Source organism: Pseudomonas sp. QS1027 (genome assembly GCF_002814235.1).
In the GTDB taxonomy this organism is placed as follows: Bacteria; Pseudomonadota; Gammaproteobacteria; order Pseudomonadales; family Pseudomonadaceae; genus Aquipseudomonas.
Genome location: NZ_PHSU01000019.1, coordinates 23,085 through 39,575, shown reverse-complemented (window position 1 = coordinate 39,575; position 16,491 = coordinate 23,085). Strand labels below are relative to the sequence as shown.

General features: G+C 61.4%; 13 protein-coding genes. 4 read left to right on the top strand and 9 right to left on the bottom strand.

The genetic code is table 11. The features are described 5' to 3' along the window. Positions 1-52: 52 nt before the first annotated feature. The 5 genes from CWE01_RS17970 to CWE01_RS17950 all read right to left on the bottom strand — a co-directional run bounded on the left by CWE01_RS17970 (position 53) and on the right by CWE01_RS17950 (position 6,660). On the bottom strand, positions 53-1,156 hold the full coding sequence (locus tag CWE01_RS17970; RefSeq protein ID WP_100941885.1) for a YCF48-related protein: 1,104 nt from the start codon (positions 1,154-1,156) through the stop codon (positions 53-55). Between the two features lie 69 nt (positions 1,157-1,225). Continuing rightward, positions 1,226-2,587, bottom strand: a complete 1,362-nt coding sequence (locus CWE01_RS17965) for a DUF1329 domain-containing protein (RefSeq protein WP_100941884.1) — start codon at positions 2,585-2,587, stop codon at positions 1,226-1,228. A gap of 15 nt (positions 2,588-2,602) precedes the next feature. After that, the gene (locus CWE01_RS17960; protein WP_100941883.1) at positions 2,603-4,252 is read right to left on the bottom strand and encodes a DUF1302 domain-containing protein; all 1,650 of its coding nucleotides are present in this window, start codon (positions 4,250-4,252) and stop codon (positions 2,603-2,605) included. Positions 4,253-4,353: 101 nt separating this feature from the next. After that, entirely contained in the window at positions 4,354-5,121 is a 768-nt protein-coding gene (locus CWE01_RS17955) for a coniferyl-alcohol dehydrogenase (RefSeq protein WP_100941882.1), read from the bottom strand. 63 nt (positions 5,122-5,184) lie between these two features. Further along, positions 5,185-6,660, bottom strand: coding sequence for a benzaldehyde dehydrogenase (locus CWE01_RS17950; protein ID WP_100941881.1), 1,476 nt, complete (start codon positions 6,658-6,660; stop codon positions 5,185-5,187). Positions 6,661-6,952: 292 nt separating this feature from the next. Here CWE01_RS17950 and CWE01_RS17945 point away from each other — a divergent pair, with 292 nt between their 5' ends. Together CWE01_RS17945 and CWE01_RS17940 are read left to right on the top strand one after the other, a co-directional pair. Next, positions 6,953-8,725 carry a sigma-54-dependent Fis family transcriptional regulator gene (locus CWE01_RS17945; RefSeq protein WP_100941880.1) on the top strand — a complete coding sequence of 591 codons (1,773 nt, stop codon included), beginning with the start codon at positions 6,953-6,955 and terminating at the stop codon, positions 8,723-8,725. Between the two features lie 188 nt (positions 8,726-8,913). Beyond that, entirely contained in the window at positions 8,914-9,525 is a 612-nt protein-coding gene (locus CWE01_RS17940; protein WP_100941879.1) for a TetR/AcrR family transcriptional regulator, read from the top strand. A 25-nt stretch (positions 9,526-9,550) separates the two neighbouring features. On the opposite strand, the gene CWE01_RS17935 is transcribed toward CWE01_RS17940, so the two are convergent. The 3 genes from CWE01_RS17935 to CWE01_RS17925 form a co-directional block, all read right to left on the bottom strand. Further along, on the bottom strand, positions 9,551-10,654 hold the full coding sequence (locus CWE01_RS17935) for a polyamine ABC transporter substrate-binding protein (RefSeq protein ID WP_100941878.1): 1,104 nt from the start codon (positions 10,652-10,654) through the stop codon (positions 9,551-9,553). Between the two features lie 39 nt (positions 10,655-10,693). Further along, positions 10,694-12,031, bottom strand: coding sequence for an alginate export family protein (locus CWE01_RS17930; protein WP_100941877.1), 1,338 nt, complete (start codon positions 12,029-12,031; stop codon positions 10,694-10,696). Positions 12,032-12,151: 120 nt separating this feature from the next. Then, positions 12,152-13,414, bottom strand: a complete 1,263-nt coding sequence (locus CWE01_RS17925) for a serine hydrolase (protein WP_100941876.1) — start codon at positions 13,412-13,414, stop codon at positions 12,152-12,154. A 244-nt stretch (positions 13,415-13,658) separates the two neighbouring features. Between CWE01_RS17925 and CWE01_RS17920 the strand changes: the two genes are divergently transcribed. Next, a complete protein-coding gene (locus CWE01_RS17920) occupies positions 13,659-14,702 on the top strand; it encodes an aromatic ring-hydroxylating dioxygenase subunit alpha (RefSeq protein ID WP_100941875.1) in 1,044 nt (347 codons plus the stop codon). Continuing rightward, a complete protein-coding gene (locus CWE01_RS17915; protein WP_100941874.1) occupies positions 14,699-15,649 on the top strand; it encodes a PDR/VanB family oxidoreductase in 951 nt (316 codons plus the stop codon). The genes CWE01_RS17920 and CWE01_RS17915 overlap by 4 nt, the downstream gene beginning before the upstream one ends. Here the strand turns inward: CWE01_RS17915 and CWE01_RS17910 are convergent, their stop codons facing one another. Further along, positions 15,650-16,483, bottom strand: a complete 834-nt coding sequence (locus CWE01_RS17910; protein ID WP_100941873.1) for a phosphodiesterase — start codon at positions 16,481-16,483, stop codon at positions 15,650-15,652. Between the last annotated feature and the right edge of the window lie 8 nt (positions 16,484-16,491).

The following is a 16,491-nucleotide window of genomic DNA, read 5'->3' as shown; positions in this document are numbered from 1 at the left end:
GTCTGACTCCTGTTGCACGGGCCATGGCCCGATAGTGCTACACCGTGAAGTTTCAAGGTTTACCGGAGGCCTGCGGATCCTGGTCGGCGGCCACGCCACTCAAGCCGACACTGGCCAGACTGCCGTCGGCCACCTGTTGCACGGCGGCGACCGTCGCGCCGCTGCGGCTCTGACGTTTGTCAAAACTGCGACCCTGGTCATGGCTGAGCAGGAGTTCCCCGCCCTGGCTGGCCAGCAGCAGGCTGCCGTCCTGCAGTTCGATGGCACTCGCCAGCGTTGACTCGACACCGGTGTCAAGGCGTCGCCAGCTGGTGCCACGGTCATCCGACCACCAGGCGTTGCCGCGCAAACCATAGGCAATCAACGCGCCCCCACGGGTGCCGAGCAGACCGAAAAAGCTGCCGTCATAAGGCGATTTCAAGGCCTGGAACGAATGCCCGGCATCGCTGGAACGCAACAATAGGCCGCGTTCCCCCACCAGCAGCAGATCGTTGCCCGATGCACGAATGCCGTAGAGGTTCAGGCCTTGTGGATTGTCCACATGCGACATCCAAGGCAGCCAGCTTCGTCCACCATCGTCGGTGCGATAGATCTGGTTGTAGGCACCGACGATGTAGCCATGCAGCCGATCGCTGAAGTACAGGTCAAGAAACGGTTTGTCCGGTCCGTCGCCCAGTAAATGCCGCGCCTGCTCCAGATTGCCGGCACCGCCCGCCTGATCGATATCGTGCTGTGCGCTCTGCACTGCCAACGCGGCGGCAGCCTCTCCATCGAGCTGCTTGTGCCAGGTTTCGCCCCTATCCTCGCTGTGCAGTACCACCCCCAGATGCCCTACCGCCCAACCCTGCTCGACATCGACGAATTGCACCGCCGTCAGGCTGACGCTGACCGGCACCTTGGCCTGACGCCAACTTTTCCCCGAGTCGTCCGAGAGCAGCACGATGCCGCGCTCACCGACCGCCACCAGACGATCCCCGGCCCGGGCCAAACCGAGCAATACCGCGCGGGGGGCCTTGGCGGTGGGCAGTGCCGGCTGCTGCAGTGCCGCGAACGTCGCTGCCTGCACCGCAAGAGGCGTGCTCGCCAACAGGTACAACGCCAGGACGCAGGTCCCCCAGCGCCAGCCAAAGCGCGCAAAGTTTTTTTCAACGTTCATGTCTTTATCTCGCCTGGAAAGTCACTGGCGACCGCGACGAGCCTATTGCCCACCGCGGCCGTCCAGGGTTCAACGCATGTTTTCGTTGGCCATGGCATCCGGTGTGAAGAAGGACGCCGAAGGTTTCGCAACTTTCTGGTACTGAACCGCCAGGTCATTGCTCGAGGAGTTGAGGAAGTAGGCACCGGTGTCGAGGTTGTAGCTGCCCCACATGACCTGCGCGGTGAGCGCCGGCAGGTCCGGCGCCAGCAGCGTCAGCGAATACATCTGGCGACCCAGCTTGCCCTGGGCGTCATAACCGTCGGCCATCAGGATCTGCCAGGAATCCTCATCGATGTAGTAGGTCCGACGCGGCACCACATGGCGCTTGCCGGATTTGAGCGTGGCCTCGACCACCCAGACCCGATGCTTCTCCCAACGCACCAGGTCGGGATTGAGGAAGTTCGGTTTGACCAGATCATCGCTCTTGGCCAGACCGGCACGGTTATTGTTGTAAGCGACGATCAGTTCTTTCTTGCCCATCAGCTTGAGGTCATAACGATCAGTTGGCCCAAACAGCATGAAGGCTTCGTCGAACAGGCCGACACCGGAGGTGACGAAGTCCGGGGTGTCATAGGCAATATTCGGCGCCCGACGCACCCGGCGCTGACCGACCAGGTATTGCCAGGCCGCACGGTTGGCCGGGTCCAGGTCCCAGTGAGTCATCAGGCCTTCGCCGGCCTTGGACGACGGCAGCTCGGTGAACAGTTTGCCGATCAGGTATTTGCCGGAGAAATTTTCCGGGCTGCCGTTTTCGATGTAATAGGGAAACTGGTAGGTGTACAGCGCCCGGGTGGCCTGGACCTTCTTGCCCCCCGCGGTCATCAGCCAGGTGTCGAACGGTGAACTGATGGTGTCCCCGCCCTGCCAGGACAATCGGTAGTTCCACAGGACTTGCGCGCCGTTGTCCGGAATCGGGAATGGGATACCGCCATAGGCGCCGCTGACTTTCTCGCTCTCGACGTCCAGCGTGGCGCGGGTGGCATTCCTCGCGGTGTTGTCATAGACCCATTGCGGAGCGGCTGCCGAACGGTGGGTCGGGTACACATCCAGACGATAGTCCGGGTACTTTTTCAATAGAATCTTGGTGCCTTCGGCCAGCTCACCGGCGTACTGCTGCATATTCGCGGCTTTGATCGTGTACAGCGGTTTCTCCCCGGCGAAGGGGTCGGGACGTTTTTCACCGGCTTTGTAGCCCGGCGCGACCTTGGTGTAACCACCTTCCCAGGCCGGGATGCTGCCATCGGCATTGCCGGCACGTTCGCCGCCCAGGGGCGTCAGTTCCGACTTCAAGCGTGCAGCCTGTTCGGGCGACACCGCCGCCTGCGCCAGGCTCATGCCGACAAGGGCCAGGGTCAGGACGCAGGTGTTGAAAAAAGCTTGGTTGCGCATGGCAAATCCACCTTATTAGAATGAGGTTTTCACGTAGAGCGAAATGAAGTCGCGGTCGGCCAGGGATTGTCCGTAGCTGAAGTTGCCGTCCTCGCGCAGCCCGGCTTTCGGGGCGCCGAAGAAGTTCACGTAGTTCAGGCCGACATCCCAGCGCTGCAGATAGGTCGCCTTGAGCCCGACACTCCAGTCGCCGGAGTGGGTGTTGCCGAAGCCCGACTTGTTCACCGCCGAAGAGCGCCCGTCGAGCACCACGCCCATGCCGATCGGCACAGTCAGGTCGATCCCGTCGATAATCTGGAAATACGCCGGCTCCACCAGCACCCGTAGCGCCGTGGCGTCACGGGTCGTATTGGCGTCCAGGGCCGCGGCGTTCTCGGTGATGCTCAGGGTGCGGTTCCAGGCCAGCTCGGCCAGTGCCGAACCGCCGTCCCAGAAGGCCGTCGGCGACAACAGATAGATCGCTGAGAGGTTGGCGTGGGCGGTTTTGCCTCGGGCAAACAGCGAGTGGTCACCGCCGTCCGCCAACATGCCTGGGGTCACCACTTGCAGATTGCTCACCAGCGGCGCATTCCAGCGAATCGAGGTTTCACCGGCGAAGTTGAACGGGCCCTGGGCGGTGGAGAAGCTCATGCCGGCAGTGCGAATATCTTCGGCATAGACCTGACGATAAGTGCTCAGGATCGGCAACCCGGTGGCCGCCGCGGCCGGGCCGTCGAGGTAGGCGTACAGGCCGATCGGGGTTTTGTCGTGATATTGCGCGGCGTAAAAACCCAGCTCCAGCTCGGTCCCGGCCGGTTTGAAGCGGATCTGCATACCACCCTGCCCCGAGTTTTTCGGTTTCAGATCGCCCGCGTTCACCGTGTCATTGCCGAACACTTCATGCAGCGAACCGCTGCCGTAGCCGATGGCGTCGGTATCGCTCAGGTAGCTGCCGGCACCAGGCAGGTTGGAGCGTTCCCACTCGAACTGGTAGTAAGCCCCCACCGACAGTTGCGGGTTGATCTGTAACTGCCCGGAGATCTGGTTGACCGGACGCAGGATCTCCTTGAACTGGGTCCCCGGCACGCTGAGCAACTTGACCACATCGGTCGGCCCCTGGGCGTTGGCGATACCGTTGCCACCGTAGAACAGGCTTTCACCATAGACCAGACTGTGCCGCCCCAGGCGCACCACTCCCTGGGAGTCTTCACCGAGATCACCGCGCAGGAACACAAAGGCGTCGAGGATTTCGGCGTCACGGCCATTGAGCTTGCGGGTATCGCTGAGGAAATGCGGTTGCTCGCTGCTGTCGGTTTCCTTGTTGTAGACATCGTCGTACCAGGCCGCGCCGCTCACACGCAGCCCGTAGTTCTTCCGGCTGAGGTCCATTTCGGAAAACAGGTCCAGGCGATTGGAGACCAGGCCGGTGCCGAAGTTTTTATCGCCCTGGCCCTGGATCGAGGGATACAGACCGTTGGCGGTCGGTGCATTCGTCAGGCGGCTGTCCTGCCCCTGCAGGCGCCAGGCCTGGCTGTACTTGATGGTGTTGTCCCAGCGCAGTTTCCAGTCGGAATCACCGAGGTCCAATTGCATGGCCTCCGCCCTTTCAACCATCGCGCCTGTGCTGCATAACGCCAGAAACAGGGCGCAATGTTTAAAACGAAAGCCACCTATTACGTTGTCCATGGACGCTCCTCATTATTTTTATTTTCGGCATGGCTTTGCACGCATGGCGCCAGCCAACACGCTCGGGTAGCGGCCTGCGCCGCTGCTTACAGGTTTGCGTTTCAGATATAGGTGGAGGCCAATCCGCCATCGACCGCCAGGTTGACGCCGTTGATCCAGCGCGACTCGTCGGCACACAGGAAGGCGATCACCGCCGCCACCTCATCGGCATAACCAGGACGCTTCATGCGATGGGCATCGGCCTGGGTCCTGGCCTCGCCGAGCATGCTCACGAAGTCGCCGAGGATGGGGGTGAACACCGGGCCCGGCGCCACGCTGTTCATGCGCACCGAATGTTCGAGAAACCAGGGCTGGGCCTGCAGATAGTTCCAGACGATCAAGGCTTCCTTGAAATACTGGTAGCAGGTCTGGTCCGGTACCGGGTGCCCGGCCAGCCAGGCTTGCGCGGCGGCAAAACCCTCGATGCGCGCCAGCTCCTTGTGCAGTTCCAGGCGCAGCGGCCACTCGGCGCCAAGGATCGAGGCGATATTGACGATGCTGCCCCCCGCCGTGATGCGCGGCAGCAGCACGCGGCTGAGGTGGCGCAGGCCGAGGTAGTTGACCCGCGCCAGCAGTTGCGGGTCGGCGGTACCCGGGACTCCGGCGATATTGCACAGGCTATCTATCCGTGCGGGTAGCTGCGGCAACAGCCGGTCGATGCTCTCGGCGCTGCCCAGGTCGCCCTGGACAAAGCCGTCCAGGGTCATGTGCGGAGCCTTCAGATCCACGCCGATCACCTGGGCGCCGTGGCTGCGCAGCAGGCTTGCGGTGGCGGCGCCGATACCCGAGGAGACCCCGGTCACCAGCACAATCTTGTTGTCGAGCTTCATGTTGTGTCCTCTTATTGTTTTTGTGTATTCATCTGGCCGACCGCTCGCGTCGACCTGTCTTGCTCAGAACGGGTAGCGCGGCGCGGTGTCCTTGACCGTCACCCATTGCCATTGGGTGTATTCGTCCCAGTCGGCCGGACCACCAACGCTGCCGGCATTTCCCGAACTGCCACGCCCGCCGAATGGATTGATGCACTCATCAGCCACCGTCTGGTCGTTGATATGCAGCAGGCCGCAATTGAGTCGCTCGCCCATCGCCATCGCACGCCCGAGCGAAGGCGAGATGATTCCCGCGGACAAGCCGTACTCGGTGCGATTGGCCAATTCGATGGCCTCCTCGTCGTCGGCGAAACTCACCACCGTGGCCACCGGTCCGAAGATCTCCTCGTCGAACGCACGCATGCCCGGACGCACGCCGGAAAGTACCGTGGGTTGGTAGAAGAGTTGGTCAAACTCGCCGCCCGCCTCCAGACTTGCCCCCACCCTCAAACTGTCCGTGACGATTTCATGCACGCGTTGCAACTGGCGCTTGTTGATCAAAGGCCCCAGCACCGCCTCGCCACGAGCAGCATTGCCGACCGTGATCGTCCGGGCTTTCTCGGCCAATCGACGGACCAGTTCTTCAGCGATCGATTCATGAGCCAGGATGCGTCCGGTGGCCATGCAGATTTGCCCCTGATGCAACCAGGCGCCCCAGGCGGCATTGCTGGCCGCCAGGTCGAGATCGGCGTCTTCGAGCACGATCAGCGAGTTCTTGCCGCCCAACTCCAGGGCGACTTTCTTCAGATGACGCCCCGCCACCTCCGCGACCTTGCGGCCCGCGGCGGTGGAACCGGTGAACGCGATCATCCGCACATGCGGGTCGCGGCACAGCGCCTCACCGGCAACGGCTGTGCCCGGCAACACCTGCAACAGGCCTTTGGGCAGACCAGCTGCCTCGAACAGCCGGGCAATGATGAAGCCACCACTGACCGGGGTCTGCGGATCGGGCTTGAGCACCACGGCGTTGCCGGCCGCCAACGCTGGCGCCACCGAGCGCAGTGAGAGCACCAGCGGGAAGTTGAACGGGGAAATCACCCCGACCACACCGTGGGGCAAGCGGCGGGCATAGGACAAGCGCCCCGCCTCGCTGGGAAGAACCAGGCCATGGGGTTGAGACAGCAGACCCGCCGCCTGATGCAGCAAGACGATCGCCTCCCTGACCTCATGTTCCCCCTTGAACAGACTGCCGCCGCTTTCCCGGGCGATATACAGCGCCAACTCGGCAAAATGTTGCTGGGCCAGTGCGGCGGCCTTACGAAAGATCTCCGCACGTTCCCGTGGCCCCAATGCCGCCCAGGCCGGCTGCACGCGGGCAGCGCTGAGGCTGGCAAAGGCGATGTCCGCCGCATCCGCAAGCCCGGTCACCGTCAGCACCTCACCGGTGGCCGGCTCATATACGCTATTGCTGCCGCCCAACGGGCGTATCCAGTCGCCGGTGAAAATACGTTCACACCACAACTCGTCCTGCAGCAAATCAGAGGGTTCACTTACCGCCATTTCGGCCTCCCGGCTCTTGTGTTTGTCATCGCCCGACACCGCCTTGCTGAGGCGCTGAAGTCGTCTGCGTGGTGAAAGCACTAGAGCAAGGGCCATGCCGATTTCCGCCAGCGCGCCGTTCTTCAAGCCGCGAAGGCTCTGGCTTGCAGGTTCGCGCGCAATACCTGCGGACAGAGCGATAGACCCGGCGAGCGCCCGATTTTGCGGCACTTGTCCAAATGATAAAGTTATGTTTAATAACTATTATTGCAGTTGATCATTTCGATCAGTCGACTCGCCCAGGGGCATAACAATGAAAAATCCCCATTCGCTGTTCCCGGATCTCGCGGTATCGGAGGAACATTTCTCGCCAAGGGGCGACAGTACCCAACTGGCGGAGGGCAACTCACCGACCCTGGCCGAGCTGACCGAGTGCCTGTTCTTCTCCCCGGTCGACGGACGCATCTGGCTCAATGATCAGCGCATGCTGCTCTTGCACAGCTCATCCTTCGGCGCACTGCGTCGGGAGATCATCGATCGCCAGGGACTGGAACAGACCCGTGGCCTGTTTACCCGCACCGGCTACCTGTCCGGCGCACGGGATGCCCGACTGATCCGCGAGCGCTGGCCGGACGCCGATGCCGCGGCGATCTTCTCCGCTGGCACACGCCTGCATACCCTTGAAGGCATGACCAAGGTCGAACCCCTGCACTTCAAGTTCGATGCCGACTCTGGTTTCTACGAAGGCGAGTTCCTCTGGCATCACTCCTGCGAAGCCGACGAACATATCGCCGCCTACGGGATCGGCCAGGACCCGGTGTGCTGGACCGAACTGGGCTATGCCATCGGTTATGTCAGTGGGCTATTCGGGCGCCTGGTGATCTTCCGGGAAGTCGAATGCCGGGGCATGGGCCACGAGACCTGCCGCGTGGTCGGCAAGACCGCCGAGCAATGGGGCGATGTCGAACAGGACCTGAGTTATCTCACGGCATCACCGACCCACGCCCCCTTCAGGCAGCACCAAGCCCCGGCACCCGCGCCCCAGGATGACAACGAGCTGTCCAGCGGCCCCAAACCCATTGGCGCCAGTGCGGCCTTCAATGCCGCCACCCTCGCCCTGCAACGCGTAGCGCCAACACCCGCAACGGTGCTGTTCAGCGGTGAGTCAGGGGTTGGCAAGGAGCTGTTTGCCCGTCAGTTGCATCAGTACAGCCCACGCCATCAGGCAGCTTTCGTAGCCCTGAACTGCGCCGCGATCCCGGACAATCTGATCGAGGCGGAGCTGTTCGGCGTCGAACGCGGCGCCTATACCGGCGCGACCCATTCGCGTCCCGGACGCTTCGAACGGGCCCACGGCGGCACCCTGTTTCTCGATGAAATCGCCAGCCTCAGCCTGCCTGGGCAAGGCAAGCTGTTGCGTGCCTTGCAGGAGCGCGAGATCGAACGCGTCGGTGGCGGTCAGCCGATCAAGGTCGATGTGCGAGTGGTGGCGGCGACCAACGTCGACCTGCGCAAAGCGGTAGCGGCTGGCGACTTTCGCGAGGACCTGTTCTACCGTCTGAACGTCTTCCCCATCACCCTGCCGCCGCTGCGCGAGCGACGCGACGATATCCCGTTGCTGATCAATGCGTTCCTGCGACGCTTCTGCCAGGACTACGGGCGCAAGCCCGCCGGGCTGACCATGCGCGCGCTCAAGGCGCTGCTGCGCTACGACTTCCCCGGCAACGTGCGGGAACTGCAGAACCTGGTGGAGCGCGGCCTGATCGCCAGCGAAGATGGCCAAGCCATTGACCTGGTCCACCTGTTTCGCAACGAACCCATCCCCCAGGAGCTGTATTCCCTGGACAACAACGGCAGCCTGGCGGCCATCAACCAGAATCCCTCCGGCACACAGCCGCGTGCGGCCTTGCTGGAAACCTTGAGCCGGCTGGAGCAGGGTTTCTCCATCGAAGGACTGGAGTCACGCCTGATCGACGAAGCGCTGCAACACAGCGCGGGCAATCTGGCGGCGGCGGCGCGCTTGCTGGGATTGAGTCGGGCGCAGTTTGCCTATCGCCTGAAAAAGTACCAACAGGCATCGGCCTGACTCAGGCCGCGCCTCTACATTCCACCACCCGAAGTGGCCTCGGTTCGCGCCGGAACCGGCCAATTGAAAGCCCCGTGCCGGGCCTGGAGGGCATGTGCGGATAAGCTTTATTTAATAAAGTATTTTTGCGACAAAGATAATCGATTATCCTGCTGGCTTTTGTACCCGCCCATCTAGAAGGACCTCCCGTGACTGGACTGCGTGAACGCCAGAAAGTCCTGCGCCGCCAGGCCATCAGCAAGGCCGCAGTGGAGCTGTTCGAGCACCAGGGCTTCCAGAACACCACCATCGAACAGATCGCCAACCAGGCCGGGGTCTCGGCGCCCACGGTGTTCAAGTACTTCGGCAACAAGCAGGAAATCATCCTGGAAATCCTGCACGCCGCCGACCAGCGTGCCCTCAAGGACACCCGCAGCCAGATCCCCGAAATGGACGATCCGGTCGACACCTTGTGCTACCTGGAACAGCTCTTGACCCGCTACGCCCTGGAAGTGATGCACCCCAGTCTCTGGCGCGAACTGCTGCCGCTGATTCTGTTTGGTGGCGACAATGAACTGCCCGAAGGCTACCGTGCCATGAACGATGCGTTGCGCTCGGAAATCAGTGGCCTGCTCAGGGACCTGCAGCAGGCCGGCAAGCTGCGCGGCGACCTCAACGTCGAGACCGCCGCCTTCCTGCTCAATGACTATGCGCACCTTCAACTGCTGCGGCTGGTCAATCAGGAGCCGCCAGACATGGACTCTCATTCCAACCAGGTCCGACGCATCACCGCCCTGCTCTTCCAGGGCATGCACGCCTGAGCCGAGACTCGGCAGCCAGGCTTGATCAGCGATTGGTCTTGATGCTCGTCCAGGTGCGGGTGCGGATCCGCTCCATGGCTGCCGGCATGGGTTGCAGGGCGAACAGCGTTTTACGCGCCTCGTCCGGCACATACATATTGGGGTTGTTACGGATATCGGCATTCACCAATGCGGTGGCGTCCTTGTTCGGGTTGGGGTAACCGATCTTGTTGCTGATCCGGGCGATCACATCCGGTCGCAGAATGTAGTTGATGAACGCATGGGCCTCCTTGGCATCCGGCGCGTTGACCGGCACCACCATCACATCCGACCACATTGGCGCACCTTCCTTGGGCAATGCCATCTCGACCTTGACCCCCTTGCCAGCGGCATCGGCCAGTTGCTTGGCCAGCGCTACGCCGCCTGACCAGCCCACTGCGACGCAAATATCACCATTGGCCAGATCCATGCCGTAGCGCGAGGAATTGAAGTAGGTGATGTAAGGGCGAATTTTCATCATCGCGGCCTGGGCCTGCGGGTAGTCCTCACGCTTCTGGCTGTTGGGATCGAGGCCCTTGTAGTGCAAGGCGATGGGCACGATCTCGTTGGCTGCATCGAGAAAACCGACGCCGCAACTGGCCAGTTTGGCGAGGTTCTCTTCCTTGAAGATCATGTCCCAGCTGTTCATCTGCACATTGGCGCCCAGGACCTGCCGCACCTTGTCGACGTTATAGCCGATCAGCGTGGTGCCCCACAGGTAAGGAACCGCGTAGCGATTGCCCGAGTCTCCCACGGCCTCCAGGGATTTCATGAACTCCGGGTCCAGGTGCTGCCAGTTCGGCAACTGGTTGCGCTCCAGGGGTTCGATGGCACCCGCGGCGATCAAGTGACTCAGGTTGGAACTACTCGGGAATACCACGTCGTACCCGGAGTTGCCGGTCAGTAGCTTGGACTCCAGGGTCTCGACACTGTCGAACACATCGTAAATCGGGCGGATGCCCGTTTCCTCCTGAAAACTCTTCAGGATCTCGGGCGGCAGGTACTCGATCCAGTTGTAGATCCGGACAGTCCGCTCTTCAGCCAGGCACAAACCACTGGCCAACAGCGAAACGACAGCGCTCAGCAAGGTGTTACGCAAAAGACGGTTCATGATGAAACACTCCAGCGCGGCCGCAAAGGCTCGCGGCACTTAGTAGCGGTAGGTGAAATACAGTTCCAGCGCGCTGAACTTCTGATCGTCGCCGAACACCTGCCTGGCTGCCGCCAGCGGCTTGACCCAGTTATAGGACAGCGAGGTGGACAGCGATTTCGACGCGGTCCAATCGAGGAAGACGACGCTCTCGTCGGCAAAGCGTCGATCGCTGACCGCCGCGCCCAGGTAGTTTTTTTCATCCAGCCAGAACTGGTAGTGGATCGCGCCAAGGGTCAGGGCTTCGTTGAGGTGGGTCTTGAGCGAGAACTGTTGAACGTTTTCATTACTGTTGAACAGCAGGTAGTTGCCGACCACGTCGCCAATCAGCCAGGTGCTCCAATCGACAAAGCCCTTGCTCAAAGGGTCCCAGGCTTTCTGGCGGTTATCGGAAAGGTTGTTGTCGCCGGAAAAGCTCGCATAGCGATAGCCGATCACCGGGGTCAGTGGCAAGGTGTTGAAGGCATAATCCGCCTGGCCATACCAGGCATTGGCATCGTAATCCACGCCTTCGCCACTGCCCCGCTCCAGGGCGTATTCGCCATTCAGGGTCAGGTTCGCCACACCCGGGACTTTCGCATTGAGCGCTCTGAGGTTATACACCAGCATCCCGTCACGGCGTTGCGGCAGAGTACTGCCCCTGGGCCCCAGCGCATTGACCCTCATCGCCATGGCCCCCAACGTCACCTGATCGTCGAGGTTGTAATCCAGGTTGGCGCCCGTCATGCGGAAGTCCCCCAGATCGTCATCGGTGCGCAAGGTGAAGGCCTGGGATTTCAGGGAGGCATGGTCCCAGGCCAGGATCGCCGAATCCCTGAAGGCCGTCCTGGGACCCAGCCAATAGGCACCGTCCTTTTTCTGGTCGAGGTTACCGTCCATGACGATGAAGCCGGTGCCGATCAGGTAATTCTGGCGACCGGCAGTGAACGTCCACTCGCCACGGCGAAAACCGCCGTAGAGTTCTTCTGTCGCCGCCTTACCGTCGGAACTACGGGTGAAACCACCAGCGTCACCATCGCCCAAGGTCTTCGCCGCCACCAGCGACCCACCGCCCAGCAGACTGAAATCCGGCTGCACCGCATACTCGAGCTTGACCCCGGGTTTCACGTAGAACTCCTGCCAGTCAATGCTGCTACCGCCGTTCCGGCCGTTACGCATATCAATCCGGCCGCTACCGAAGTTGACATTGCGAGTGAAAAGCGTCGCTGCGCCGGCTGTGAGATTGACCTCCCCCTTGAGGTCGCCATCCTCGAAGGTGTAGCCCGCCATCGCCGCCTGGGTAGCCAGGGGTAGCCCGACCGCCAATAGCGCGCGTGAAAAACGCATCATGGGAAACATAGTGAAGCTCCTGTGTGATTTATTGTTGTTACAGGGCAGTTGAGCGGCGGCGCAGTACGCCGCCAAGACCCCTTCGGGTCGAGTGAATCGATTCGCAACGTTGTTGTTTTAAGGCGGAGCTCAACGACTCAGATGGCCGGCGATGGCGCGCAGCATGCGCACGCTGTCGGCATCGAATGGGCCGACGGCATCGGGCAGTGATGACTGCTTGACGATCACCACGCCGGATGGCTTGTCGATGAACAGGTATTGGCCATGAATGCCACCGGCCATGAGCGCCTGACTGTGGTCGTTGAAGACGTACCACTGGCTGCGATAGGACGCGCCGGGTGTCCATTTGGAGAACTCGGGGTTCGCGGCGTAGATCGCCGGATCGGAACCGCTGACGATGCACGCGATGGCCTCGCTCGAGAGCAACTGCCGGCCGTCCTGCCTCCCCTCATTGGCCAAAAGGCGGCCGAAACGTGCCATGTCCCGCAGAGTGGCGCTGAAACCGGCTCCCGCCACGCCACGGCCCCAGGGATCGGCCATGAAGTAGCCGTCGCGCTCACAACCCAACTGGCTCCAGATGCCTTGCAGCAACTGGTCGCAGGACTTGCCCGAGGCGCGCTCCATCACCCAGGCCAGGGCTTCGGTGGTGGCGGTCACATAGTGGAAAAAACCACCATGTTCACCGCGCTTTCGCAGGGACGGCAGGTACTGGTAAAGCGACTCGAACTGAGCGTACTGCGGCGGGGCCGGCTGGAAACCGCAGGCGTAGCCATACTGTGAACTCTCGGAATTGGGGTCGTCATAGACCTCGCTGTATTCGATGCCCACGGCCATGTCGAACAGTTGCCGCACGCTGGCATCGGCAAACGCGCCGCCCAGCAACTCCGGCACGTAATGCACCGCGGGCAATGCCGGGTCGAGGGTGCCCTCGCAGACCAGTTGCTCCCCCAGGGTGCCGATCAGCGACTTGGTGACCGAGAACATGGCGTGCCGATCCCGGCGCTGCTGGCCGTTGAAGTACCGCTCGAAGAGCACCGTGTCGCCTTGCATCACCAGGAATGCGTCGGTGTGACTGGCCACCAGGTGATCGATGACGCTGATGCCCAGGCCGCATTCACTGACGAAATTCAGCTCATCCAGCGCCAGCGGCGCCTCCTTCAAGACACCGGTCGTACCAGGGTTGGCCTGCACGTCGATGGACGGACGCAGGCGTGCCAGGTTGCGAAACCCCCACTGGTTGAATGGCGGGCTCATCCAGTTGGACCAGGTGACGCGATGTTCCGGTTCGGCCGGAAAACCTTGCATGAGTGACGGCGCGACAGGTCCGTCGACTGAAGACTCATTGGCCTCGACATAAAGACTGGCCAGCAAAGGCAGGTGGTTCTGACTCATGGGGTTGCCCCTGGAAATGACTCTGCGTGAGAGCAGATGCAGGGAAATGATTGATCAAGCACATTTACTTAGTCAATAAAATATTTTACTCAATAAACAAATAGCTTTCCCGCTACGCCTGTCAGGCATTCGCGCGATCCATCAATGGATCCATTAAATTGAATAAATGATTTTTTTGTTTGACTAATCCAAAGTAAAACAACCTAATGGATCCACTAAATACAAAAAAGCTGGGAGAATCGCCATGTATCTCAAAAACACCTGGTACGTCGCCTGTACGCCTGATGAACTCGACAAGCCCCTGGGCCGTCAGATCTGTGGTGAAAAGATGGTTTTTTACCGTGGGCATGAAGGCCAGGTGTCGGCCGTCGAGGACTTCTGCCCCCATCGCGGCGCTCCGCTGTCACTGGGATACGTCGAAAACGGCCAGCTGGTGTGCGGTTATCACGGCCTGGTGATGGGTTGCGATGGCAAGACCGTGGAAATGCCAGGGCAGCGGGTCCGGGGATTCCCCTGCAACAAGACCTTTGCCGTGGTCGAGCGCTACGGATTTGTCTGGGTCTGGCCCGGCGATCAGGAGCAGGCCGACGCGGCGCTGATCCCTCATCTGGAATGGGCGATCAGCGATCAGTGGGCCTATGGCGGAGGTCTATTTCATATCCAGTGCGACTATCGCCTGATGATCGACAACCTGATGGACCTGACCCACGAAACCTACGTGCATGCGTCCAGCATCGGCCAGAAGGAAATCGATGAGGTCGCGCCGATCACCACGGTCGAGGGCGACGAGGTGATCACTGCCCGCCACATGGAAAACATCATGGCACCACCCTTTTGGCGCATGGCCCTGCGCGGCAACAACCTGGCCGATGATGTGCCGGTTGACCGCTGGCAGATCTGCCGCTTCAGCCCCCCCAGTCATGTGCTGATCGAAGTCGGCGTGGCCCACGCCGGCAAAGGCGGTTATCACGCCGATCCGCAGTTCAAGGCGTCGAGCATCGTCGTCGACTTCATCACCCCGCAAACCGAGACCTCGATCTGGTACTTCTGGGGTATGACGCGCAATTTCAACCCGCAGGACGAAGCCCTGACCGCGAGCATCCGCGAGGGTCAGGGCAAGATTTTCAGCGAAGACCTGGAGATGCTCGAACGCCAGCAACAGAACCTGCTCGACCATCCCCTGCGCAACCTGCTCAAGCTCAATATCGACGCCGGCGGCGTGCAGTCGCGCCGAGTCCTGGAGCGTCTGATCGCCCGGGAACGAGCCCCACAGGAGTCACTGACATGATCGAAGTGCGAGTGGTTTCGCGCCACGACGAAGCCCGGGACATCTGCAGCTACGAGTTGGCCAGTGTCGACGACCAACCACTACCGGCTTTCAGCGCCGGCGCCCATATCGATGTGCATCTGCCTGGCGGCCTGATCCGACAATACTCCCTGTGCAACCACCCCGAAGAGCGCCATCGTTACCTGATCGGCGTACTCAAGGACCCGGGTTCCCGGGGCGGTTCACGGGCCATGCACGAGCAGATCCGGCCTGGTACGCGTCTGTCGATCAGCGAGCCGCGCAATCTGTTTCCACTGGTCCATGAGGCCAGGCGCAGCCTGCTGTTCGCCGGCGGAATCGGCATTACCCCGATCCTCTGCATGGCCGAACGCCTGGCACACAGCGGCGCGGATTTCGAACTGCACTACTGCGCCCGTGCGCGGGACCGCGCGGCCTTTGTCGAACGCCTGCAACACTCGCCGTTTGCCCACCGGGTGTTCCTGCATTTCGATCAGGAACCCGAGACGGCGCTGGACGCCGCCAAGGTCCTGGCCGCGCCCGAAAGCGACGTTCATGTGTATGTATGTGGCCCCGGCGGCTTTATGCAGCACGTGTTGGACACGGCCAAGGCTGCGGGTTGGCAGGAGCCCTGCCTGCATCGCGAGTACTTCGCCGCCGCGCCCATCGACACTGGCGCCGACGGCAGCTTCTCGATCAGGATCGCCAGCAGCGGCCAAACCTTCGAGGTGCCAGCCGAAAAAAGCGTGGTGCAGGTGTTGCAAGACCAGGGCATCGAGATCGCGATTTCCTGCGAGCAAGGCATTTGTGGCACCTGCCTGACTCGGGTTCTGGAGGGCGTGCCGGAACATCGCGATCTGTTCCTCACCGAAGATGAACAAGCCGCCAACGACCAGTTCACCCCTTGCTGCTCGCGCTCGAAAACGCCACTGCTGGTGCTCGACCTCTAATTAACAGTCAATCAATCCATTTGCGTCATAAAACGGATACGGCCCGGGATACTCACCAAACACGCCGTTGTGAGTCACCAACGCCTGCTCATGCCAGTGATGCAACAGATACCCCGGCGGTTCCAGATTGAAATGCGCCGGGGCGGTTGGCTGCAGATCCAGCACAATTTGATGTGAGGTGCCGGGGCACACACAAATCAGGCTGCCGCCGAAACGCCGCTGCATCGGCCGATGCAGGTGTCCGCACAACAACCGCTCGACCTGCGGGTGACGGGCAATGAGCCGCTCCAGGGCCATCGCGTTGATAAACGGCTCGCGGTCCATATGGCCAATGCCACTGATAAACGGCGGATGATGCAGGATCAATAGCGTCGGCGCATCGGGACGACAGGCCAGTTGTTCGTCGAGCCAGCGCAACTGGCTGTCCAACAACTGGCCGCCATGGGCACCGGGCATGCTCGTATCCAGACCGACAAGGCGCACTGGATGCTCCTCGACCACCCAATCCAGTGGTTCACCGGCCGACCTCGGCAAATAGGTGTGATCGGCGAATGCCGCCAACAAATGTTCGCGATTGTCGTGGTTACCAGGCACCAGGTAGCAAGGCATGTGCAGGCGCGCGAGCTCAGGGTGCAGCACGGCATATTCGTCGGGGCGACCGAAGTCCACCAGGTCGCCACTGATCACCACAATATCCGGGCGCGGCCGACTGGCGTTCAGATGATCGACAGCGCGACGCAATGCACCGAGGGTATCGACGACGCCATAGGTCAGTTTCTGACCGGCTTTAAGATGCAGATCGCTGATCTGCGCAACGAGAAATGGACGGTTCAAAATACTGA